A 21740-nucleotide genomic window follows, 5' to 3' on the forward strand; every position below is an offset into this window, starting at 1 on the left:
CGTCACTGCTGGATGCTGACGCTGCTCAATCCGAACAGGGAGCCTTCCGGCGTCGGTACGAAGCCCTGAACGGTCTTCTGCTGGGCCGTATAGCTGTAGGACGTATAGAGCCAGACCCAGGGCGACACCTCGACGAGATGTTTCTCGAAATCGGCGAAGATCGCCTTGCGCTTGGCGGGATCGGTTTCCTCGCGGCCCTTCTGCATCAGGCTGTCGAGCGTATCGTCGATATAGTTCGCGACCTTCTGCAGGTTGCCGGCCTTGGTCCAGTAGCGGTTGTACATGGAATAAGGATCGGCGCGGCCGCCGTTCAGGGCAACGGCCATGTCGAAATCGCCCTTCAGCCAGGCGTCGACATAGACGTTCAGTTCCATCATCTTGATGTCGAGCTTGACGCCGATTTCCGCAAGCTGCGACTGGATGACCTGCGCTTCGGCAGCAGCGGTTGCCGGTTCGCCGTTGGCGGCGATGACGGTTGCCGAAAAGCCGTCCGCAAAGCCCGCATCGGCCATCAGCTTCTTGGCCTTCTCCACGTCACGCTTGTAGCAGAAAAGGGTGCTGGCGTCGGTGGTGTAGCCCGGCATGGTCAGCGGGCCTGTCACCTTGCCTTCGCCGACGGACGCCGTGTCGAGAACGTCCTGACGGTCGATGGCGCAGGAGATCGCCTGGCGCACGGCGAGATTGTCCATCGGCTTGCGGGCAGGGTTCAGCTGCAGGACGTGATAGGCGAGAACCGGCGTGCGGTTCAGGATGAGGTTGGTCTCCTTCGGCACGAGGGTTGCGACCAGCGGATCATTGAGCAGCGCGAAGTCGATCTGCTTCGTGCGCAGGGACGCAAGGATCGCGGTCTCGTCGGGCAGGACGCTGATGTCGATGCCATCGACACCGATCTTGCCGCCGGCCCAATCCTTGTTGGCGGTCAGAACCTCCTTGGAATTGGGGTCCCATTTTTCCAGCTTGAACGGACCGGAGCCGAGCGCCTTCGTCCCGACCGAGCCGGCCGTGATTTCCGCTGCCGGCACGATCGCTGCATTGATGCTGGCCATGGCCGTCAGCAGCGGCACGTCAGGCCGGGAGAGCTTGAAGGTAACGGTCGTCTGGTCCGGGGTTTCGATGCTGGCGATCGAGCCGAAGTTGGCGCGTGCGGCAGCTGCCGTCTTCTCGTCGAGGATGCGCTCGAAGGACGCCTTCACGTCCGCCGGGGTTACGGGCTTGCCGTCCTGGAACTTGGCGTTGGGATTGAGTTTGAAGGTAAGCTGGGTCCCGTCAGCGGAGAACTCCCAGGAGGATGCGACCGCCGGGACGATCTGCAGGTCCTTGTCGAGACGCACCAGCGGCTCGTAGATCAGTTCCAGCAGGCGGATCGAGGAAAACGCGGTCTGCTTGTGGGGGTCGAGACCCGTCGCATCCTGCGACCAGGCCATGCGCAGCGTTGCAGCCGAGGCGGGGCCTGCCGCGACCGCGGCCCCGAGGGCAACGGCCAGCGCCAGGCCGGAAACGAGCCCGGAAACCTGCTTTGCCGAAAAATTCCTTCCCATTTTCAATTCTCCCTCTCTTCGAGATTCGTTGCTTTTTAGCCCGACCATCCAAGCGGTCCGGGCGGTCGTTCAGCAGCTTTACGCTGTCTTCCCATTTATTGCCTTCCGAAGGAAGCCTCCGGCATCGTCAAGCGCGGTACGCGCCGCATCCACATCCATTCCGGTGAGCTGGATCAGGATCGCGGGCTTGACGTCGTTGCCGGTGAGGTCCAGCGCGCGGCGCGCTTCTTCCGCCGTGCAGCCCGTCGCCTGCATGACGATGCGTGCTGCCCGGGCGACGAGCTTCTGGTTGCTGGCGTGCAGATCGACCATCAGGTTCTGGTAGCTCTTGCCGATGCGGATCATGCTTGCCGTCGTCAGCATGTTGAGCACGAGTTTCTGCGCGGTGCCGGATTTCAACCGCGTCGAACCGGTGAGGATTTCCGGGCCGACGACCGGAGAAATGGCGATGTCGGCAATCGCGGCGATCACCGAATCGGGGTTGCAGGAGAGGGCGACCGTACCGGCTCCAAGCGACTTCGCGTAGTCGAGGGCGCCGATGACGTAGGGTGTACGGCCGCTGACTGCGATGCCGACGACGAGGTCATCTGCCGTCAGGCCGATATCGACAAGCGCCTGCCGGCCCTCTTCCGGATCGTCCTCGGCGCCTTCGACTGCGTGCTGCAGGGCGTGCGCGCCCCCGGCGATCAGGCCGATGACCATGCCTTCCGGCACGCTGAAGGTCGGCGGGCATTCGGACGCATCGAGCACGCCAAGCCGGCCGCTGGTGCCGGCCCCGATATAGACCAGCCGCCCACCTTTCTGGAACGCCCTCACGATTTCGTCGACCGCCTCCGCGATCTGGGGGATCACCTTCTCGACGGCTGCCGGGACGCCTTTGTCCTCCTCGTTGATCTCGCGCAGCACGTCGGCGGTCGGCAGAAGATCGATATCCATGGAACGCGGATTGCGGTCTTCGGAAACCAGTCTTTCCAGTTCGGATATCAGCCGTGCATCGCTCATGATTCTGCTTTCGAACTCAGGCCGAGAGACTGCTTTCCGCAAGATCTGCGTCATGCCGTGCCTTCTCGTTCGCTCGTTACGTTTTGTTAAGAAATTAGGATTTTCCATTCCTTCAGTCAATCGATAGTTGGAATATTTTATTCCAACTATGGCAGGTTTTCACACCTGCGGAATCCGCGGATCAGTGAGCTTGGGCGGCTTTGCGGGCGAGGATGATGGCGCCGGAGACGGCATCGCCGTCGGCTGGCTTGAGGCGGCGGCGGACATCCGGCGCCAGCCAGGGTTCGAGCGGGCTGGAAAGTCCGCCGAGAAGCGTCACGCGCGGGGCTCCGAGATCGAAGAGGGTGCGTACCAGCGTGTCGATCTGTTCCGCCGCGCTCTGGACGATGCGGCGGCCGGCGGAATCGCCCTGATCGGCATGGCGCATGACCATGGGGGCGAGTGCCGCGTAATCGGTTGCGGTGGCGCGATCCATCCAGGCAACCGCTTCCATCGGATCATTCTGGAACCGCTGCATGACCTCTGTCAGCAAGGCCGTCTTTTCCAGCCTGCCGTCATTGGCTCGCAGCGCCAGCCGGATCGCCTTGAGGCCCAGATCCGCGCCGCTGCCCTCGTCGGAAATCGGAAAGCCATAGCCTCCGACCCGCAGGCTGCGGCCGTCCACGAAGCCGAGCCCGATGGAGCCGGTACCGGCGATGACGATCGCGCCGTCACGGCCGGAATGCGCGCCGAGGCAGGCGCCCATCCCGTCGCTCGTGAAGTCGATGCCGGCGAAGGGATGGGGGATCGCCTGGAGGGCTTCCAGCGCACCCTTACGGCTGATCCCGGCAAGGCCGATGCCGACATGGGTGCGGGCGACCTCATCCGGCCCAAGCCCTGCCTCATCCAGAGCCGCGTTGAAGGCGCGGGAAATGGAGGCCCATGCTTCCTCGATGCCCAAACGGGTCGTGGCCGGGCCGGAAAGGCCCTGTCCCAGCACGGCGCCGGAACCGTCCTCGACACGGGCGCGGCAGCCGGTGCCGCCGCCATCGACGCCCAGGAAGTAATGTTCCGCTCCCGCCGTCATGCGCTCAGCCGTTCGATATCGGCGCCGCAGAGCCGGAGTTTGCGATCGAGCTGTTCGTAGCCGCGATCGAGATGGTAGACGCGGTTGACGATCGTTTCACCCTTGGACACGAGGCCAGCCAGGACGAGGGAAACGGAGGCGCGAAGGTCGGTCGCCATCACCTGCGCGCCCTTGAGCGGAGCGCCGCCGCGCACCAGCGCCGTCGTGCCCTGCAGAGAGACGTTGGCTCCCAGCCGCATCAGTTCCGGCACGTGCATGAAACGGCTTTCGAACACGGTTTCGCGGATCAGCGAGGCGCCTTCTGCGCACGCAGCCAGCGCCATGAACTGCGCCTGCAGATCGGTCGGGAAGCCGGGATAGGGCTCGGTGGTGATGTCGGCGGCCTTCAGGGAGCCTTCGCGTGAGACGACGAGGCCGCGGTCGCTCGGCCAGACGCTGACGCCCATCGCTTCCAATACCTGCACGGCGGATGCCAGGTTCTCGAGCCGGGCATTGATGAGTTCCAGCATGCCGCCGGTGATCGCCGCCGCCACCGCATAGGTGCCTGCCTCGATCCGGTCCGGGATGCCGTGGTGTTTCGCCGGCTGCCAGGAAGTCGAGCCTTCGACGAGGATCCGGTGAGTGCCGGCGCCTTCGATCCTGGCACCCATGGCGATCAGGCAGGCGGCAAGATCGGCGACTTCCGGCTCTCGCGCGGCATTGAGGATTTCCGTCTCGCCCTTGGCTGCCGTGGCCGCCATCATCGCCGTTTCGGTGGCGCCGACGGAAGGCGAGGCGAGCACGATGTGTGCTCCCTTCAGGCCCCCGGGTGCTGCGGCGACGATCAGCCCGCTTTCGATACCGATATCGGCGCCGAGCGCTGCGAGCGCCTTGATGTGCATATCGACCGGCCGCGCACCGATGGCGCAGCCGCCGGGCATGGAGACGCGTGCGTGGCCGAAGCGGGCGAGAAGGGGCGCCAGCACCAGCACCGTCGCGCGCATCCTGCGTACGGTGTCGTAGGAAGTTTCCTTGGAGACGATCGCTTTGGCGTCGATGATCGTGGAATGGGCGGCACGCGTCACCTCGGCTCCGTGCAGGCCGACGACGCCGAGCATGTTTTCCACGTCGCTGACCTGCGGGAGGTTGGTAAGCTCGACCGGGTAGGGGCTTAACAGTGCCGCCGCGATCTGCGGCAGTGCGGCATTCTTCGCGCCGGCAATGGTGACGGCGCCCTGGAGCCGATGACCGCCGACGATGCGCAATCTGTCCATGACGAAACCTGCCGAATGAGGGGCGGACCTGCTCGCCCGCACGCCAGCCGAAACTAAACCTCCCGGCTACCGTGTCAATCGTTCGGAATTTTTTATTCCGCCATATGGTATGGTTTGTGATAGATCATGAGAATTGAGGCGCGGAAACGTGTTGCAGGTCTCCGCTGCGATGATATCTTTCGTAAACTGGTGGGCGGGTATCGCGAGGCTTCCAAAGGAACGCATGTCAGTCTTAAAGAAGATCAACGCGCAGCTCGAGGACATGGCGCCGGCGGACCGCGAGATCGGCCAGTTCATCCTCGACAATCCGGATCAGATGCTGCGGCTTTCCTCCGCGGCGCTTGCCGCCGAGACCGGCCGCAGCCAGTCGAGCGTCGTCAAATTCAGCCAGAAGCTGGGCTTTGCGGGATACCAGGACCTGAAGCTCGCGGTCAGCGAGGCGAAGGCGCAGGAATGGCACGCGCCCCCGGGCATGATCCACGGCACGATCGAGGTCGGTGACAGCTATCTGACCATTTTGCAGAAGCTGATCGGCAGCAAGATGCTCTCGATGCAGCAGACGCTTGCCGTCAACAGCGAACAGGAGATCGAGCGGGCGCTGATGGCGCTGAACGATGCGCGCCGCATCCACATGGCAGGCGTCGGCGCTTCCTCATTGGTGGCACGCGACTTTTCCTACAAGCTCATGAAGCTCGGCCGCAACGTGCTGCATGACAGCGACAGTCATGTGCAGATGGCCAATGTCTCGACGCTTGCCGGAGGGGATGTGCTGTTCGCGCTTTCCTATTCGGGCGCCAGTATCGAAACGCTCAGGATCGCCGAACTGGCGCGCGAGCGCGGCGCCACTGTCATCGCCGTGACGGGTCTCAGCGGCGGCCCTCTTCTGCAGGTGGCGAGTATCCGGCTTTATACGGTCGCCGACGAGGAACGCGTCCGTTCGTCGTCCATCACCGCGCGCGACGCGCAGCTCATGCTGACGGACCTGTTGTTCATCCTGCTCGTCCAGCGTCAGGCGGACGCCAACGAATATGTCCATAACAGCGAGCTTGCTGTCTCGGTGCTGAAGGCAAAGTAGTTTTTTCCTCAATGGCCGGCGAGATGCCTCAGCCGCATGACCTTGAAGAAGCCGTTGGGGAAGACACGGCGGATATCCGCCACCTCGAAATCGCCGCGGCGTTCGACCCATTCGGCAATCCGGGCGATGCGGAAAGCCGAGCTCCACCCGACCTTGTGAACGAGCGGCGCCACAGCCTCTTCGATCGCGCCCTGCAGGCCACGTCCGTCGCCGAGCTTGCTGGCGATGATGATCTCGCCGCCGGGTCTCAGCACGCGGGCGCATTCGTCGAGCGCCCGTTCCGGGTCGGGGATCAGGGTGATGACAAAAGGCAGGCAGACCGCATCGAACGATCGGTCTGCGAACTGGAGGCGGCGGGCATCCATGACCTGGAGCGCCCGGACGTGAAAGAGCCGGTTCCGGGCTACCTTTTCCCGCGCCTTGGCGATCATGTGTTCGGAGAGATCGATGCCGGTAACGCTGCACTGCTTCGGATAGTAGGGCAGGACCAGCCCCGTGCCGACGCCGACTTCAAGAATCTCCCGGCCCGCTTCGGAGGCCAGCCTCGCGACCGTACGGTGCCCGTCTTTCAACAAGCCGCGATAGACCCGATCATAGACCGGAGCCCAGCGTTCATACACCTTCTGCTGATGTTCGGAGCTGTTGCGGATCGCCGCCAAGATCGTCTCCCCCTCGATTGTCCCACTGCCGGTTGTAACTCGGGACTAAGACGATAGTTCCGCTCGGCGAATGTTTTGCGACGGGTTGAGAGCTATGGAGGCTCAGGCGGCGCGCATGGCCTCGATGAATTTCCGGGCCTTCTCGGCGATCGAGGCGAGATCGGCTCCGGGTTTATAGAGCGAGGAACCGATGCCGAAGCCGGCAGCGCCCGCCTGGGCGTAGGCGGTCATGTTTTCCGGCGTCACGCCGCCGACCGCAAGCACGGGGATCTCCCTCGGCAAGACCGCTTTCCAGGCCTTGATGACGATCGGCGGGATGGCTTCCGCCGGAAACGCCTTGATGCCGGTGGCGCCTGCCTCGATCGCCGCGAAGGCTTCGGTCGGCGTGGCGACGCCCGGCAGGCTCACCATGCCCGCGGCGCGCGAGGCCTTGATGACAGCCGGGTTGGCGTTCGGCGAGATGATCACTTTGGCGCCGGTCGCGGCGACATCGGCGACCTGGGCGGGCGTCAGGACCGTGCCTGCGCCGATCAGGGTGTTTTCGCCGAAGCGCTTGACGAGCTTTTCGATGCTCTTCAGCGGTTCGGGAGAATTGAGCGGCACTTCGATGATCCGCCAGCCGGCTTCGACCAGCACTTCGCCGACGCTTTCAGCTTCCTCCGGCTTGATGCCGCGCAGGATGGCGACGAGATTGCATGCCTTGAGCGCCTCTTCGAAGGTCATCTCGGACTCCTTGTTACTTGGCGGCTGCGGCCGCGATCAGCAGAATGCCGCGCTTGGCGGCGTTGTCGGGGCCGGGCTCGACCGTCAGGCCGAAGAGCGGCGCGATGCGGCCGTAACGGCTGTTCAGCGCATTGTTGCCGACGATACCGATCGTATCGCCGGATCTGAACCAGCCGGCGGCGCGCGCCTGGCGGAATTCCGAACCGATCACGAGGCCGGAGACGTAATCGAGGATGTTTTCCGGCTTCAGCCTGCCGTCGAGAATGCCGGTGCGGGCGCTGAAGATCGCCGAGAGGAAGGAATCGGCGGAGGCGGATGCGCTTGCGGCGAATTCCGCGCCGCGATCGAAGCTCTGCCAGTCCGGCTCGGCGCCGGGCGCAGGTTCCTGAGCCTTGGCGATGAAGGAATGCTTGGTCAGCAGCGCAAAAACCTCGCCGGTCGCATAGGTCTGAAAACCGTCTATGAGGCCGCCCTTGATCCGCGCCCATTTGCTGTGGGTACCGGGAAGCACGAGCGTACGGTCTCGGTCGAGCCCGTAACCGACGATCTGGGTCTCTTCTCCGCGCATCACATCGGGGAACGGCTTTGAGGCGGGATCACGCATGCCGGGCAGGAAGGTGATGACCGCGCCATTTAGAAGCGTCAGCGTTTTCGTACCGGCGGCAAGCTCTGCAGTACCGGCCGGCGTATCGACATACGCCACTTCAACCCAGCCGTTGCGGCTGGTGATCATGCCGCTCGCCAGCACCGGCAGCGGACCATGGACGGAAAACCATTCGCCGACCGCTTGCATCAGCGCCGCTTCAAAGGCGCCGTCCTTGACGAACTGGATGCCGCCGCTTGCGGATTCGCGGGTGTCCAGCGTTTCCCCCGCCTCCGACACCAGCATGGCGCGCAGCGAACTCGTGCCCCAATCGAGGATGATCGAGGTCGGCTTTGGCATTATCACAATCCTCCGGAAGCAGATGTTGCTCCTTCGATAGCCCGCGTCGCATCCTCCTGTCGAGAGGCGATCCGGCGGAAACCGGCGGCAATGTCCGGCGTCACGAGCGTTGCTGCAACACCGAACAATTCGATCGCGGTCTTGTATCGCTCGGCAAGCGCCGTATGGCCGACGATATGGATTTTCTCCGGTTTGTCCGTGCCGATGGCTTCGCAGACCTCCGCACCGATCATCAGGCCGGCGAGATAGTCGGCGACTTCCTCAGGCGCCAGCCGGTCGAACAGGACGAGGCTGCGGGCTGAGAAGATGCGCGCCAGAATGCGGCCGGGCAGGGTGCCCTGCTCGTAGGCGGTTAAGGCACCGCGGCGGAAAGCCTCCGGTCGTTCCTCGTATGAGGCCGGCATGAGCCGCGAGACGAGCGAATCCTTCCTGAGGAGATTGAGGATTTCGCCAGACATATAGGTGGTGATGGCGGCAATGCGGCCATCCGCCATCGTCACCCATTTGGCGTGCGGGCCCGGAAGGACGAAAAGGCCATCGGTCTCCTTCAAGCCGAAGAGCGACATTTCCTCGCCGCGCATGACGTCGGGAAGTGGTTTCGTCTGGGCGATACCGGGCAGGAAGACGAGCGGCGGCAGACCATCGACACGATGGATGACCGCTTGGGTCGCGAGGTCTCCAGGGCCAGCGGGGACTGGTGCGAACGGGCTCTCGATCCAGCCGTTGCGGCTGGTGATCATGCCGGAAAACAGGATCTTTTCAGCTTTCGCGACCCAGTCTCCGAGCTCTTCGCGGAGCGCTGCTTCGAAAGCGCCGTTCGCGATCCTGGTCGTGCCGTGGTCGCTCTTCTTCTCGCCGAATACCTTTTCGTCATCCATGAGCAGGGCGCGAAAGGCGGCGGAAGTCCATTCGATGGCAATGTACATGAGAGAATGATCCTAATAGGCGGGCTTTACGGGGAACCAGTCCTTGCGCTCGGCATCGAGATAGGCGCCGGCGATACCGGTGACGCGGTATTTCTCGAGCTGTTCGATATCGATCTCGACGCCGAGGCCAGGGCCCTCCGGCACCTGGAAACGACCGTCCTTCAGGACCGGCGAATTCCGCGAAATGTCACCGCCGAGATAGGCGCGCTCGGTATCGATGGCGATCGACATGTTCGGTAACGAAGCTGCAAGATGGATATAGGCGGATTGCGACAGCGCCAGTTCGGCGCCGGAATGCAGCGTCACCGGTATGCCGACCGATTCGCAGATTGCCGCCGCCTTGATCGTCTGCCAGAGCCCGCCCGCCTCGTGAGGATCGAGCAGGACCACATCGGCCGCATGGGCGCGGACGATGTTGCCGACATCGGCAAGCGTGTAGGCGCTTTCGTCGAGCGCGATCGGCACGGACGAACTGGCTACGAGGGCTGCATGGCCGGCGAGATCGTCGAGCTCCAGCGGCTGCTCCACATAGGCGGGATCGAAGATCTTCAGCTTTTCGAGCTGGCGTTTGGCGGTCGCAGGGTTCCAGGCGCCATTGACGTCGAGACGCAGCGGATGACCGCCGATCACCTTTCGGGAGGTCTCGGCCAGCGTGATATCGCTCCGTTCGTCGAAACCGATCTTCACCTTGAAGGTCGCGTAGCCCAGATCGAGGAAACGCTTCAGCCGTTCCGACAGGCCTTGCGGGTCGTTGGTGAAAAGATAGGCGGCGGCTTCCACATCCTTGCGCCAACGTCCGCCCCATAGCGCGTAAAGCGGCAGGCCGGCCTGTTTGCCGAGCGCATCCCACATGGCCATTTCCATGGCGCAAATCGCCATCACCGCGGCGCGCTTGTGATGATAGAAGCCTGCACCGAGAACATGCCGGTGAAAGCGCTCGGCATCCGCGACCGGGTAACCGATGGCGAGCGGCGCGACGATATCCGCGAAGACGGCCGGCACATTGGCGATCAGCGAGATCGTCTCGCCCCAGCCGATGATCCCGGCATCCGTCTCTATCCTGCAGATCAGCCGGGTCGTGCCGATCCTGCGCCCGGATCCCCAGAGAATATCCTCGGTAAAGGGCATACGGACCAGCCAATGGTCCACTTTGGTAATGCGCAAGATGTCCTCCCATACACGGCCGTCGAAAGGGCCGTTTCAGTTTCGCTGTTGACATGGAACTTAGTTCCAAGATAACTCTCTTGGCAAGAGCAAGGCGGCGTGCTGTGGGAGCAGGGACAAAAAACGCCGCTCGGGAGAGGTTATGGCCAAGGTTCAACTGGAAGCGATCGACAAGGAAGCGGCGAACGACACGCATGGCGTGCCGGGCGTCCAGGCGCTGACGCGCGGCATCCAGATCGTCGATGCCGTGGCGGCCGAAGCCCGGGGGCTGCGCTTCACCGAACTGCTCGACCAGACACAACTGCCGAAGGGCACGCTGCATCGTCTTCTGCAGGCGCTGGTGGATGAGCGGCTGCTCGCTTTCGACACGCGCGATCAGGTCTACAGATTGGCGCCGCGGCTTTTTCAATGGGCCCACAAGGTCTGGGACAATTTCGACCTGCGCGGCGCGGCCGAACCGGAACTGGCGCGGCTACGCGACCTGACCGGCGAAGCGATCCGTCTCGGCGTGCTGGATGGCGACAGCGTGCTTTATATCGACCAGCGCGAAGTGCCGCAGCCGCTTCGGCTCAACAACGGCGTCGGTTCGCGCGCCGTGCCGCATGCCAGCGGCCTCGGCAAGGCGATCCTGGCGCATCTGTCGCTCGAAAAACGCCGTGCGCTGCTCGACGGCATTGAGCTCGAACGCTTGACGCCGAACACGATCGTCAATCCGGAAGAACTCAGCCGTCAGCTCGATCTCACCAAGGCGCGGGGTTATGCCGTCTCCGTCGATGAGCAGCATATCGGCATTTCCTCGGTTGCCGCACCCGTCCTCAACCACCGCGGCGAGCCGATCGGCGCGATCGGCATCATCGGTCCGTCCTTCCGGCTGCCGGTCGACCGGCTGCACGCGTTCGGGCGCGATGTCATCGAGGCGGCGCGCCGCACATCCGGCAATTTTGGAGAATTCGCCATGTCGCTTGCGGTCAAGCCGCGTCCCCTCGGCCCCGATCGCGCCGATGTGCGCTGCGTCATTCCGGCAAGCACCTTTCTTGGCGAGGGGCCGCACTGGTCGCCGGAGCACAAGAAACTCTATTTCGTCGATATCCTGGCGCCGGCCGTGCACACGGGCGATCCGGTCAAGGGCACCTACACATCCATGCAGGTGCCGGAGCTGATCGGTTTCGTGATCCCGCGCTCGCGGGGCGGCTTCGTCGCCGCCATGCATGGGGAAATCCGCGGCATCGATCTTGCGACCGGCGATATCACGACGATCGCCCGGCCTGAAGCGGACCGGCCGAACAACCGTTTCAACGACGGCAAATGCGACCGCCGCGGAAGGCTCTGGGCGGGCACGCTGGCGATCGACACGACGCCGGACCAGGGGCGGCTGTGGCGGATCGATCCGGATGGCCGGACGAGGGAGATGGATCGCGGCTTCCACGTCTCGAACGGGCTCGGCTGGAGCCCGGACGATCGCACCATGTATTTCACTGACACCAACCGCCAGACCATCTATGCCTATGATTTCGATATCGAAAGCGGCGAGATCGCCAACCGGCGGCCATTCGTTGTGGTGCCGGAAGCGGAAGGCAAGCCGGATGGCATGACCGTCGATGCGGAGGGCTTCCTCTGGATAGCTCATTGGGACGGCTGGTGCGTCACCCGCTACGATCCCGACGGCAAGGTGGAGAGGGTCGTGCATCTGCCGGTACCGCGGCCGACGAGCTGCGTCTTCGGCGGTCCGGACCTGCAGACCCTGTTCGTCACGTCCGCGCGCATCCGGCTTTCGGCAGCGCAGCTTTCCGAAGCGCCGCTTTCCGGCAGCGTTTTCGCCGTCGATACCGGCATCAAGGGCCAGGCCGCGCAGATGTTCGCGGGCTGAAAGGGAAGAGGAGCCCCGAGAGGAGCCAATGGCCAAGCTTGAACTCAAAGACATCCGCAAATCCTTCGGCTCGGCCGAAGTGCTGAAGGGCATCGACCTGACGGTCGAGGACGGTGAATTCGTCGCCTTCGTGGGGCCTTCCGGCTGCGGAAAATCCACTCTTCTCAGGCTCATCTGCGGCCTCGACGAGATCTCGTCCGGACAGATGGCGATCGATGGAGAGCTGGTGAACGACGTGCCGCCGGCCAAGCGCGGCATCGCCATGGTCTTCCAGTCCTATGCGCTTTACCCGCATATGACGGTTGCGGAAAACATGGGCTATGCGCTGCGGCTTGCCGGTACGCCGAAACAGGAGATCGCCGCCCGCGTCGCCAAAGCCGCAGAGAAGCTTCGCATCGATGCCTATCTGGAGCGCAAGCCGCGCCAGCTTTCGGGCGGCCAGCGTCAGCGCGTCGCGATCGGCCGCGCCATCGTACGTGAACCGCGCATCTTCCTGTTCGACGAACCGCTCTCCAACCTTGATGCGGCGTTGCGCGTCGAGATGCGGATCGAGATCGCCCGCATGAAGGAAACGCTCGGCACGACGATGATCTACGTCACCCACGACCAGATCGAGGCGATGACGCTCGCGGACAAGATCGTCGTGCTGAACGCCGGCCGGGTGGAGCAGATCGGTTCGCCGCTCGATCTTTACAACAAGCCCGTCAACCGTTTCGTCGCGGGCTTCATCGGCTCGCCGAAGATGAATTTCCTGAAGCTCGGGTCCAGGAAAGGCGAGGGCGTCTTCACCGTGCCGGGCGGCGAGGTGCGGCTGCCGCGCAATCTCGCGTCCGCCCCGGCCGAGATCGGCATTCGGCCGGAGCATGTGGAGCTGGTCAACCGCGGTGCGCCGGATTCGCTCGCCGGCACGGTGACCATCACCGAGCACCTCGGCAGCGACACTTATGCCTATGTTGCGCTCGATGGTTCGGAAGAGATGGTCGTCGTCCGTCTTTCCGGCGACCGCGCCGTCAAGCGCAACGAACCGATCGGCGTTCATGTCGATCCGGCGATGATCCATGTCTTTTCCGCCGATGGTCTGTCGCTCGCGTCTGCGCGCCCCGTCGCCCTGGAGGCTGCATGACCATCCATCCGGAACTCGTCGAGAAAGTCCGTGTCGAGGCCGCGAAATATCCGAGCCTCAAGGGAAAGGGCGTGCTGATTACCGGCGGCGGTTCCGGCATCGGCGCCTCGCTGGTCGAGCATTTTTGCGCACAAGGCTGCAGGGTCGGTTTTATCGAGCTCAACGCCAATGTGGCGGATGAGACGGCGGAGGCCATCGGCAAGAAGACCGGTAACAAGCCGTTCTATCGGGCTGCCGACCTGCGCGACATCGATGCGCTGAAGGCCGGTATCGCGGCACTGCGGTCGGAGATCGGGCCGATCCGTATCCTGGTCAACAATGCCGGCAACGACGACCGCAGGCCGATCGAAGAGGTCACGCCGGAATACTGGGACGAGCGGTTCCAGACGAACCTGCGGCACCAGTTCTTTGCAGTCCAGGCCGTCGTGCCCGAAATGGCGGAAGCCGGCGGCGGCGCGATCATCAATATGGGCTCGATTTCCTGGATGCGCGGCGCAGCGGGTCTGATTTTCTATACGACCGCGAAGTCCGCCGTCATGGGCATGACCAAGTCGCTCGCCCGCGAGCTTGGAGAGCGCAACATCCGGGTCAACTCGATCGCGCCCGGCTGGGTGTTGACCGAACGTCAGGTGGAGCGGGCGAAACGCATCTACCAGGGCAAGTTTTCCGAATATCTTGAGGTCCAGTGCCTCAAGGAGCATCTGCTGCCGCCCGATATCGCCCGCATGGCGCTCTTCCTGGCGGCGGACGATTCCCGCCTTATCACGGCGCAGACATTCATCGTGGACGGGGGCGTTGTCTGAGGGGCAGGCGGATTGGCGCTCGCCGCTTGTCTCTTTTTAGATTGAAACAGAGTTCCATCATCGTTTCATTGGGAGGATCTGATGAACTGCATAACCAGACTGATCGGGACCGCGGCGATCGCCTGCTCTCTTGGAGCAGGTGCCGCGAACGCAGCCGATTTGAGCTTCATGAGCTTCACTTATGCGGAAGAAGCCAACAAGGCGATCGTCCAGACGACGCTCGACGATTTCAAGAAAGCCGAGAACCTGGCGGTCGAGCCGCTCGGTTTCGCCTGGGGCGACATGCAGAAGAACATTTTCCTGCGCGCCCGGTCGAAAACCCTGCCGGACATTGCCCAGCTCTCCGAGCGCTGGCTGCCGACCTTCGCGAGCCTCGACAACCTCGTCGACCTGAACACGGTCTATGGCAAGGACAAGCTCGAAGCCGCCTTCGCACCGGATGCGCTCGCGATGGGCAATATCAACGGCAAGCAGCTTGCGCTGCCGCTGCTCTCCGGATCGATCGGCATGGTCGCAAACAAGGAGGTCCTTGCCAAGGCCGGTATCAACGACGCTCCGAAGACGCTGGATGAGTTCAAGGCCGCTCTGGTTGCGGTGCGCGACAAGGTGCCGAATTCGGTGCCCTATACGATGGCAACGAAGAACAACGGGTCGATCCTGATCGACTTCATGGTCTGGAACTGGGTCCATGGCGGCCGCATCATCGACGATAGCGGCAAGGTGGTGGTCGACAGCCAGCAGAGCCGCGACGCGCTTACCTTCATGGTCGGCCTGATGAAGGATCGGCTGGCCGCACCGGAAATCGACCGTCCGGACGGCCGCCGCCTGATGGGACAGGGCGCTTCCGCCTTCTATTTCGACGCGCCGCAGACCCGTACCTTCCTGCGCGACTTTTCCGGCAAGGGCGAGGCTTTCGACGTCAACGTGCTGCCGATGCCGACGCCGGTTCTGAAGGCCGAGGACAAGCCGGTCTCCGTACAGTGGGGACACCTGCTCGTACAGTTCGCCGATGGCGGCAAGGCCAAGGCGGATGACCCGGCCGACAAGTTCCTGACCTATCTCACCTCCGACAAGGTGCAGACCGACTTTCCGCTGAAGATGAGCGCGCTGCCGGTCACCAAGTCCGCCCGGGATGCCGTTGCCGGCGACGCCTATCTGAAGAACTGGTCCGCTGCGACAGGCGATGCCCGCCGCAACGAGGTCGGTATCTGGTCGAATGCCGCCGAGCTCACCAATGTCATCGGTGAGGAAGTGCAGGGTGCGCTGCTCGGCCAGAAGTCTGCCGATGATGCCGTCAAATCCATGCAGGCGCGGCTTACGGCCAGCATGGAAAAGGCGAAGAAGTCGGAGTAGGGGCGGGGCGCCCCCTCATCCGCCTGCCGGCACCTTCTCCCCGAGGGGAGAAGGGATTTGCCGAGCGGTCGCCATTCCTCCTCTCCCCTCGGGGGGCGGAGGACGGGGCGGGGCCGTCGGTCCGTCCCCGGCTGGTGGCCTAGCGAAGCGGAGGCCGGGTGAGGGGGCTGCCTCTCAAAGCGGACTGCCTTCAATACCAAACAGGAAATGATCTCATGGCCGTGATCGAAAACAATGTCGGAGCCTATCCGGTCTCGCCGCATGCGAACCGGGGCGGGTTGAAGGCCGGGCAGAGCCGCATGGGTCTTCTGCTGCTCCTGCCGGCCGCGATCGCCTTTTCCGCGGTCATCCTTTATCCATTCCTTTCGGCGCTTGGCCTGTCGCTTTTCGAATACACGGTCGAGATGATGGAGCCGCGTTACATCGGCTTCGAGAATTTCGCGAAGATCGCTTCCGACCCGGATGTCTGGGCGGCGTTCTGGACCACTGCGGTCTATGTGACCTTGACGACGCTTGGCACGCTGGTCGCGGGGCTCGGCTGGGCGCTGATCATGAACCAGCCCTTTGCCGGGCGCGGGGTGCTGCGTTCGCTCTCGCTGCTTCCCTGGGTGCTGCCGTCGACGGTGAGCGCCTTCATCTGGGGCTGGATCTTCAACTCCCGTTACGGTGTGCTGAACGCCTTCCTGATGGAATTCGGGATCATCGATTTCCCGCAAGCCTGGCTCTCGACACCTGAGGGCGCCATGCTTGCGGTGGTGCTCACCAAAATCTGGCTGTCGATCCCGCTTTTCATGTCCTTCTTCCTGGCCGGCCTGCAGAACCTCGACAAGGAGCAGATCGATGCAGCCCGCGTTGACGGCGCCGGCAACTGGGCGGTGCTGCGCGACCATATCCTGCCGCACCTGCGTCCCGTCCTGATCATCGTGGTGGTGCTGGGCGTGATCGGCAATCTGCAGCAGTTCGATACGATCTATGCGCTGACCGGCGGCGGTCCGGTGCGGGCGACGACGGTGCTCTCCGTCGAGGTCTATCGCCGCGCCTTCGAGCAGTGGGACATCGGTTTTGCGTCGGCGGTCGGCGTGCTCTGGGTCGCTTCGCTTCTGCCGCCCGCCTTCCTCTATCTGCGCATGCTGGTGAAAGGAAACTGATATGTTCGATCTTTCCTCCCGCCAGGCGAGGTTCGTCTTCTTCCTCGCGCTGATCGCGATCGGGTTCTTCCTGTTCTTTCCGCTCTATTGGCTGGTGATCTCCTCGCTGAAGGCGAATGCCGAGCTCTATCAGGTCGTGCCGACGCCGTTCCCGACCATGCCGAGCCTGCAGCATTTCGTGACTGCGCTGACCACCGGCAAGCTGCCGATGTACCTGACCAATAGCCTGATCACCTCGACATGCAGCGCGGCACTCGTGACGCTGCTGGCTCTCTATGCCGGCTTCAGCTTCGCCAAGTATCGTTATATCGGCCGCCAGCCGGTGATGCTCTTCATGCTGTCGGCGCAGATGTTCCCGTTCGGCCTGCTCTTGATCTCCATCTATCCGCTGATGAGCGAAATCGGCCTGCTCGACACCCGGCCGGGGCTGATCCTGAGCTATATCGTCTTCGCGCTGCCCGTCTCGACCTACATGCTCTACAGCTACTTCTCCCAGGTGCCGGACGAGCTGATCGATGCGGCGCGGGCGGACGGCGCCAGCGATCTGCGCATCTTCCATACGATCGTCATCCCGATCTCGATCCCGCCGATCGTCACCGTCTTCCTCTATTCCTTCATGTGGTCCTGGAACGATCTTCTCTATTCGATGACGCTGATCGTCTCGGAGGACAAGCGCACGATCGGGCCGGGCCTGCTTCTCACCTATCTCAACGAGGTCAATTCCGATTGGGGGGGCGCCATGGCGGCATCGCTGATCGCATCCGCGCCCATCGTCGTGGCCTTCATGTTCCTCCAACGTTACTTCATTCAGGGCGTCACCGCCGGAGCAGTCAAATGACCAAACCTTTAGCCGGAGCTTTTCCCGTTCTTCCGACCCCCTTCCGCGACGACGGCTCGATCGACGAGGCGGATTTCATCTCCATTATCGACTTCGCGCTGGAGAGCCGGGTGGACGGCGTCGTCTATCCGGGGGTCGCGAGCGAAGTGGACACGCTGACGCAGGAGGAACGCCAACGGCAGGTGGAACTGCTCGCCCAGCGGATCGGCGGGCGCATACCGATCATCATCGGAGCCAGTGATCCGGATCCGAAAGCAGCAGCGCGGCACGTCGCACAGGCGGCGGAGATCGGGGCGGGAGCTGCCATGGTGATGGCGCCGCTCTCGCTCGGCAACGACATCGCTGCCCAGACGGCCTATTTCAGGCAAGTCGCCGCGAATGCCGGCGTGCCGATCATGCTGCAGAACCAGCCGAAGCCGATCGGTGCGGGGCTGACGCCGGAAGAGGTGGCGGCGATCGCCAATGCCGTTCCGGAAATCCGCTACGTCAAGGAAGAGACCGCGCCCTGCGGCCAGCATCTGACCCGCATCAAGGCGGCGGCCAACGGCTCGCTGGACGCGATCTTCGGCGGCGCCGGCGGACGCTATATCACCGATGAGCTGGCGCGGGGTGCCGCGGGCACCATGCCGGCCGCCGAACTCGCCGACATCCATGCGCAGATGATCCATGCCTGGCAAAAGGGCGATGTCGCGACGACGCGAAAGCTCTACAACGTCTCGCTGCCGCTTTTGAACTTCCAGGCGATCTTCCGCATGCACATGACCAAGGAAGTGCTGCGCCGCCGCGGCGTCATCAGGAATACGTTCGTGCGCGGCAAGGGACCGAAATTCGACGAGGGCGACCGCAAGGAATTGGCGCTGCTTCTGGCGGAGGCCGATTTGCCCTATACCAATCACAAGCCGAACTGAGCCGGGACCCATGCCGAGATCTAGGCCGAAAAACGTTGTCGATGCGATCGTCGCGGTGGAGACGTTCATCATCTCCATTCCGCGGGAGGTGCCCTATCTCGGGCCGCTGAAGGAGGGCGAGGCGATCAATGAGCGTGGTTACCTGATCCGCAAGGGCAACCGCACGATCTATCCCTCGACCGACATGACGCTGCTTATCAAGGTGACGGGCGAAAGCGGCAAGGTGGGCTGGGGCGAGTGCTACGGCATCGTGGCGCCGGAAGCGACCAAGGCGATCATCGACGACGTGCTCGGGCCGGTCATCATCGGCCGGGATCCCGGCGATGCGGCGGTCATCCACGAAGACCTCTACGACCTGATGCGGGTGCGCGGCTTCTTCGGCGGCTACTATCTCGATGCGTTGGCGGGCGTCGATATTGCGCTCTGGGATATCGCCGGCAAGAACCTCGGCGTGCCGGTCTCGACGCTGCTCGGCGGGCGGCGGCACGATACGATCCGAGCCTATGTCTCCGGCCTGCCGAAGGCGACGCTGAAGGAGCGCTGCGATCTCGCCGCCTATTGGGTCGGCAAGGGCTACAAGGGCATCAAGTTCGCGGCTGTCGTTTCCGAGGAGGATATCGTCAAGGAAATGGCGGCGCTGCGCGAAGCCGTCGGGCCCGATATCGACCTGATGGTCGATCTGCACTGGAAGTTCGAGGCGGGCGAGGCGATCCGCATCATCCGGCGGCTGGAGCCCTATAATCTCTATTTCGCGGAAGCCCCGGTGCAGCCGGAAAACCTCGAAGGCCAGGCGCGGGTTGCGGCCGGCATCGGCGTGCCGCTCGCTCTCGGCGAGGAATTGCGCACGACCTACGAATACAGGCCGCGCTTCGAAGCACGGGCGATGAGCATCGTCCAGCCGGAAATGGGCCATACGGGAATTACGGAATTCATCCGCATCGGCCAGATGGCGCAGGCCTTCCACATGAATATCATGCCGCATGCTTCGATCAGCGTCGGCATCTTCATGGCGGCGAGCCTGCAGGCGTCGTCGGCGCTGCAGAACGTGCCCTATCACGAATACCAGCACTCGATCTTCGACCGGAACCTCACCTATACCAGGGGCGACATGGCTTCGGGCGAGGGGACCTATGTGGTGCCGACCGGCGCCGGCCTCGGCGTGGAACCCAAGGAAGAGGTGTTCGAATTCGCCATCCGGCGGTGACGGGCTGGCTGATCGTCATTGAATTTCCGTCCGCGGAGCGCCATTTTAGGGCAAATCCCAAACCGAAGGAGGAAAGCATGACGACGACTACCGAACGGGCCGTCTTGGCGGGCGGTTGTTTCTGGGGCATGCAGGACCTGATCCGCCGTTTTCCGGGCGTGATCTCCACCCGCGTCGGCTATAGCGGCGGCGATGTTCCGAACGCCACCTACCGCAATCACGGCACCCATGCCGAAGCCATCGAAGTCATCTTCGACCCTGCGAAGATGAGCTATCGCGACCTTCTGGAGTTCTTCTTCCAGATCCACGATCCCACCACCAAGAACCGACAGGGCAACGATATCGGCATGAGCTACCGCTCGGCGATCTATTACGAAAACGACGAGCAGAAGCGTGTCGCCGAAGACACGATCGCCGATGTGAACGCCTCCGGCCTGTGGCCGGGCAGGGTGGTGACGGAAGTTGAACCGGTCGGAGACTTCTGGGAGGCGGAACCGGAGCACCAAGATTATCTGGAGCGCTATCCGAATGGCTATACCTGCCATTTCCCGCGCCCGAACTGGACGCTGCCGAAACGCTCCAGTGTTGCGGCCGCCGAATGAACGATCATAACTGAATGAAAAAGGGCGCTGCCATCGTCAACGGCAGCGCCCTTTTGTTTGCGCCGGTTTTTGTCAGGGCTGCGTGTAGGCGGTCTTCACCACGGTGAAGAACTCGGCGGCATATTTGCCCTGTTCGCGCGGGCCGAAGGACGAAGCCTTGCGGCCGCCGAAGGGCACGTGGAAGTCAACGCCGGCCGTCGGCAGGTTGACCATCACCATGCCGGCCTCCGAATTGCGCTTGAAATGGGTGGCGTATTTCAGGCTCGTGGTGGCGATGCCGGCCGAAAGACCGAAGGGCGTGTCGTTCGCGACGGCCAGCGCTTCCTCGTAATTCTTCACGCGGATGACCGACGCGACCGGCCCGAAGATTTCTTCCTGGCTGATGCGCATCTGATTGGTGGCTTCGGTGAAGAGCGTCGGCTGCAGGTAGAAACCGGGCGTGTCGCGCTTCAGGAGCTCGCCGCCATAAGCAAGCTTCGCTCCTTCCTGTTTGCCGATCTCGATATAATCGGTGTCCTGCTTCAACTGCTTTTCGTCGACGACCGGGCCGATATGCGTGCCCTGCTTCAAGGCGTTGTCCACCGTCAGCGACTTGAGCTTCTCGGTCAGCGCCGCGACGAACCTGTCGTGGATGCCTTCCGTGACGATCAGGCGGGAGGAGGCGGTGCAGCGCTGGCCGGTCGAGAAGAAGCCTGAATTGGCGGCGGCCTCGACGGCGACGGCGAGGTCGGCATCGTCGAGCACGACCATCGGGTTCTTGCCGCCCATTTCCAGCTGGAACTTGCGGTTATGCTCGATCGAGGCGAGAGCCACGCGCTTGCCGGTGCCGGTCGAGCCGGTGAAGGTGATGCCGGCAAGATCCGGGCTGTCGAGCATGGCCTGCCCGACGACGGAACCGCGGCCCATGACGAGGTTCAGGACGCCCTTCGGGAGACCGGCTCGGTTCAGGATATCCACGATCGCCCAGGCGCAGCCGGGCACGAGATCGGCCGGCTTGAAGACCACGGTATTGCCGTAGCAGAGCGCTGGCGCGATCTTCCAGGCCGGAATGGCGATCGGGAAATTCCAGGGCGTGATGATACCGATGACGCCGAGCGGTTCGCGGGTGATCTCGACGCCGATCCCCGGACGGGCGGAAGGAACCATTTCTCCCGTCAGGCGCAGCGCCTCGCCGGCGAAGAAATCGAAGATCTGCGCGGCGCGGGTGACTTCGCCGATCGCTTCCGGCAGCGTCTTGCCTTCTTCGCGCGCCAGCAGTTTTCCGAGTTCTTCCTTGCGCGCAAGAATCTCGTCGGAAGTCTTCCTCAGCACCGCATGGCGTTCCAGGATGCCGGAGCGCGACCAGGCCGGAAAGGCAGCCTTGGCCGCGGCAATCGCCTGTCTGGCGTCCTCGGCGCTGCCTTGGGCATACAGGCCGACGACGTCGTTGGTGTCGGAAGGGTTGATGTTTTTCGAAGCGTCAGCGCCGACCCATTCGCCGGCGATCAGGTTCTGGTAGATGGTCATGGACCTCTCCTTTCATGTGAAAGGTCCCGTGGGAGCGGG

General features: G+C 63.3%; 20 protein-coding genes. 10 read left to right on the forward strand and 10 right to left on the reverse strand.

What is annotated here, in order from left to right:
• Window positions 1-2: 2 nt before the first annotated feature.
• From QTA58_RS18235 to murA, 4 genes are all read right to left on the reverse strand, one after another.
• The gene (locus QTA58_RS18235) at window positions 3-1538 is read right to left on the reverse strand and encodes an ABC transporter substrate-binding protein (protein ID WP_085424792.1); all 1536 of its coding nucleotides are present in this window, start codon (window positions 1536-1538) and stop codon (window positions 3-5) included.
• Between the two features lie 78 nt (window positions 1539-1616).
• On the reverse strand, window positions 1617-2540 hold the full coding sequence (gene murQ / locus QTA58_RS18240; protein WP_289669990.1) for an N-acetylmuramic acid 6-phosphate etherase: 924 nt from the start codon (window positions 2538-2540) through the stop codon (window positions 1617-1619).
• A 181-nt stretch (window positions 2541-2721) separates the two neighbouring features.
• The gene (locus QTA58_RS18245) at window positions 2722-3606 is read right to left on the reverse strand and encodes an N-acetylglucosamine kinase (RefSeq protein WP_289669991.1); all 885 of its coding nucleotides are present in this window, start codon (window positions 3604-3606) and stop codon (window positions 2722-2724) included.
• Entirely contained in the window at window positions 3603-4859 is a 1257-nt protein-coding gene (murA, locus tag QTA58_RS18250; protein WP_289669992.1) for a UDP-N-acetylglucosamine 1-carboxyvinyltransferase, read from the reverse strand. Before murA ends, QTA58_RS18245 begins: the two co-directional genes overlap by 4 nt.
• Window positions 4860-5082: 223 nt before the next feature.
• Between murA and QTA58_RS18255 the strand changes: the two genes are divergently transcribed.
• Entirely contained in the window at window positions 5083-5934 is an 852-nt protein-coding gene (locus QTA58_RS18255; RefSeq protein WP_289669993.1) for a MurR/RpiR family transcriptional regulator, read from the forward strand.
• Window positions 5935-5942: 8 nt separating this feature from the next.
• Here the strand turns inward: QTA58_RS18255 and QTA58_RS18260 are convergent, their stop codons facing one another.
• The 5 genes from QTA58_RS18260 to QTA58_RS18280 form a co-directional block, all read right to left on the reverse strand.
• On the reverse strand, window positions 5943-6593 hold the full coding sequence (locus QTA58_RS18260) for a class I SAM-dependent methyltransferase (RefSeq protein ID WP_289669994.1): 651 nt from the start codon (window positions 6591-6593) through the stop codon (window positions 5943-5945).
• 102 nt (window positions 6594-6695) lie between these two features.
• A complete protein-coding gene (locus QTA58_RS18265; RefSeq protein WP_289669995.1) occupies window positions 6696-7316 on the reverse strand; it encodes a 2-dehydro-3-deoxy-6-phosphogalactonate aldolase in 621 nt (206 codons plus the stop codon).
• Between the two features lie 13 nt (window positions 7317-7329).
• On the reverse strand, window positions 7330-8259 hold the full coding sequence (locus QTA58_RS18270) for a 2-dehydro-3-deoxygalactonokinase (protein WP_289669996.1): 930 nt from the start codon (window positions 8257-8259) through the stop codon (window positions 7330-7332).
• Window positions 8260-8261: 2 nt separating this feature from the next.
• Entirely contained in the window at window positions 8262-9185 is a 924-nt protein-coding gene (locus tag QTA58_RS18275) for a 2-dehydro-3-deoxygalactonokinase (RefSeq protein WP_289669997.1), read from the reverse strand.
• A 12-nt stretch (window positions 9186-9197) separates the two neighbouring features.
• A complete protein-coding gene (locus QTA58_RS18280) occupies window positions 9198-10349 on the reverse strand; it encodes a mandelate racemase/muconate lactonizing enzyme family protein (protein ID WP_289669998.1) in 1152 nt (383 codons plus the stop codon).
• Window positions 10350-10491: 142 nt separating this feature from the next.
• Between QTA58_RS18280 and QTA58_RS18285 the strand changes: the two genes are divergently transcribed.
• From QTA58_RS18285 to msrA, 9 genes are all read left to right on the forward strand, one after another.
• A complete protein-coding gene (locus QTA58_RS18285; RefSeq protein WP_289669999.1) occupies window positions 10492-12216 on the forward strand; it encodes an SMP-30/gluconolactonase/LRE family protein in 1725 nt (574 codons plus the stop codon).
• A gap of 28 nt (window positions 12217-12244) precedes the next feature.
• The gene (ugpC, locus tag QTA58_RS18290) at window positions 12245-13339 is read left to right on the forward strand and encodes a sn-glycerol-3-phosphate ABC transporter ATP-binding protein UgpC (protein WP_289670000.1); all 1095 of its coding nucleotides are present in this window, start codon (window positions 12245-12247) and stop codon (window positions 13337-13339) included.
• Window positions 13336-14142 carry an SDR family oxidoreductase gene (locus tag QTA58_RS18295; protein WP_289670002.1) on the forward strand — a complete coding sequence of 269 codons (807 nt, stop codon included), beginning with the start codon at window positions 13336-13338 and terminating at the stop codon, window positions 14140-14142. Before ugpC ends, QTA58_RS18295 begins: the two co-directional genes overlap by 4 nt.
• Window positions 14143-14223: 81 nt before the next feature.
• A complete protein-coding gene (locus QTA58_RS18300) occupies window positions 14224-15495 on the forward strand; it encodes a sugar ABC transporter substrate-binding protein (protein WP_289670003.1) in 1272 nt (423 codons plus the stop codon).
• Between the two features lie 215 nt (window positions 15496-15710).
• Window positions 15711-16643, forward strand: a complete 933-nt coding sequence (locus QTA58_RS18305; RefSeq protein ID WP_289670004.1) for a sugar ABC transporter permease — start codon at window positions 15711-15713, stop codon at window positions 16641-16643.
• 1 nt (window position 16644) lies between these two features.
• The gene (locus tag QTA58_RS18310; protein WP_289670005.1) at window positions 16645-17481 is read left to right on the forward strand and encodes a carbohydrate ABC transporter permease; all 837 of its coding nucleotides are present in this window, start codon (window positions 16645-16647) and stop codon (window positions 17479-17481) included.
• On the forward strand, window positions 17478-18389 hold the full coding sequence (locus tag QTA58_RS18315; RefSeq protein WP_289670006.1) for a dihydrodipicolinate synthase family protein: 912 nt from the start codon (window positions 17478-17480) through the stop codon (window positions 18387-18389). The genes QTA58_RS18310 and QTA58_RS18315 overlap by 4 nt, the downstream gene beginning before the upstream one ends.
• A gap of 10 nt (window positions 18390-18399) precedes the next feature.
• Complete coding sequence (locus QTA58_RS18320) at window positions 18400-19593, forward strand: mandelate racemase/muconate lactonizing enzyme family protein (RefSeq protein ID WP_289670007.1); 1194 nt, start codon at window positions 18400-18402, stop codon at window positions 19591-19593.
• Between the two features lie 77 nt (window positions 19594-19670).
• Window positions 19671-20195 (forward strand): peptide-methionine (S)-S-oxide reductase MsrA, encoded by a 525-nt coding sequence (gene msrA / locus QTA58_RS18325; protein ID WP_085425135.1) that lies wholly within the window; start codon window positions 19671-19673, stop codon window positions 20193-20195.
• A gap of 72 nt (window positions 20196-20267) precedes the next feature.
• Here the strand turns inward: msrA and QTA58_RS18330 are convergent, their stop codons facing one another.
• Window positions 20268-21701 (reverse strand): aldehyde dehydrogenase family protein, encoded by a 1434-nt coding sequence (locus QTA58_RS18330; protein WP_289670008.1) that lies wholly within the window; start codon window positions 21699-21701, stop codon window positions 20268-20270.
• Between the last annotated feature and the right edge of the window lie 39 nt (window positions 21702-21740).

The sequence above is a fragment of the Neorhizobium sp. CSC1952 genome (genome assembly GCF_030378245.1).
GTDB lineage: Bacteria > Pseudomonadota > Alphaproteobacteria > Rhizobiales > Rhizobiaceae > Neorhizobium > Neorhizobium oryzae_A.

Bases quoted from the DNA above. Each gene is read 5' to 3' on its own strand.
- murA (WP_289669992.1), bottom strand. From the start codon at position 4,859: ATGGACAGATTGCGCATCGTCGGCGGTCATCGGCTCCAGGGCGCCGTC.
- QTA58_RS18295 (WP_289670002.1), top strand. From the start codon at position 13,336: ATGACCATCCATCCGGAACTCGTCGAGAAAGTCCGTGTCGAGGCCGCG.
- QTA58_RS18285 (WP_289669999.1), top strand. From the start codon at position 10,492: ATGGCCAAGGTTCAACTGGAAGCGATCGACAAGGAAGCGGCGAACGAC.
- QTA58_RS18315 (WP_289670006.1), top strand. From the start codon at position 17,478: ATGACCAAACCTTTAGCCGGAGCTTTTCCCGTTCTTCCGACCCCCTTC.
- QTA58_RS18300 (WP_289670003.1), top strand. From the start codon at position 14,224: ATGAACTGCATAACCAGACTGATCGGGACCGCGGCGATCGCCTGCTCT.
- ugpC (WP_289670000.1), top strand. From the start codon at position 12,245: ATGGCCAAGCTTGAACTCAAAGACATCCGCAAATCCTTCGGCTCGGCC.
- QTA58_RS18320 (WP_289670007.1), top strand. From the start codon at position 18,400: ATGCCGAGATCTAGGCCGAAAAACGTTGTCGATGCGATCGTCGCGGTG.
- QTA58_RS18310 (WP_289670005.1), top strand. From the start codon at position 16,645: ATGTTCGATCTTTCCTCCCGCCAGGCGAGGTTCGTCTTCTTCCTCGCG.
- QTA58_RS18245 (WP_289669991.1), bottom strand. From the start codon at position 3,606: ATGACGGCGGGAGCGGAACATTACTTCCTGGGCGTCGATGGCGGCGGC.
- QTA58_RS18270 (WP_289669996.1), bottom strand. From the start codon at position 8,259: ATGCCAAAGCCGACCTCGATCATCCTCGATTGGGGCACGAGTTCGCTG.
- QTA58_RS18255 (WP_289669993.1), top strand. From the start codon at position 5,083: ATGTCAGTCTTAAAGAAGATCAACGCGCAGCTCGAGGACATGGCGCCG.
- QTA58_RS18330 (WP_289670008.1), bottom strand. From the start codon at position 21,701: ATGACCATCTACCAGAACCTGATCGCCGGCGAATGGGTCGGCGCTGAC.
- murQ (WP_289669990.1), bottom strand. From the start codon at position 2,540: ATGAGCGATGCACGGCTGATATCCGAACTGGAAAGACTGGTTTCCGAA.
- QTA58_RS18275 (WP_289669997.1), bottom strand. From the start codon at position 9,185: ATGTACATTGCCATCGAATGGACTTCCGCCGCCTTTCGCGCCCTGCTC.
- msrA (WP_085425135.1), top strand. From the start codon at position 19,671: ATGACGACGACTACCGAACGGGCCGTCTTGGCGGGCGGTTGTTTCTGG.
- QTA58_RS18265 (WP_289669995.1), bottom strand. From the start codon at position 7,316: ATGACCTTCGAAGAGGCGCTCAAGGCATGCAATCTCGTCGCCATCCTG.
- QTA58_RS18235 (WP_085424792.1), bottom strand. From the start codon at position 1,538: ATGGGAAGGAATTTTTCGGCAAAGCAGGTTTCCGGGCTCGTTTCCGGC.
- QTA58_RS18305 (WP_289670004.1), top strand. From the start codon at position 15,711: ATGGCCGTGATCGAAAACAATGTCGGAGCCTATCCGGTCTCGCCGCAT.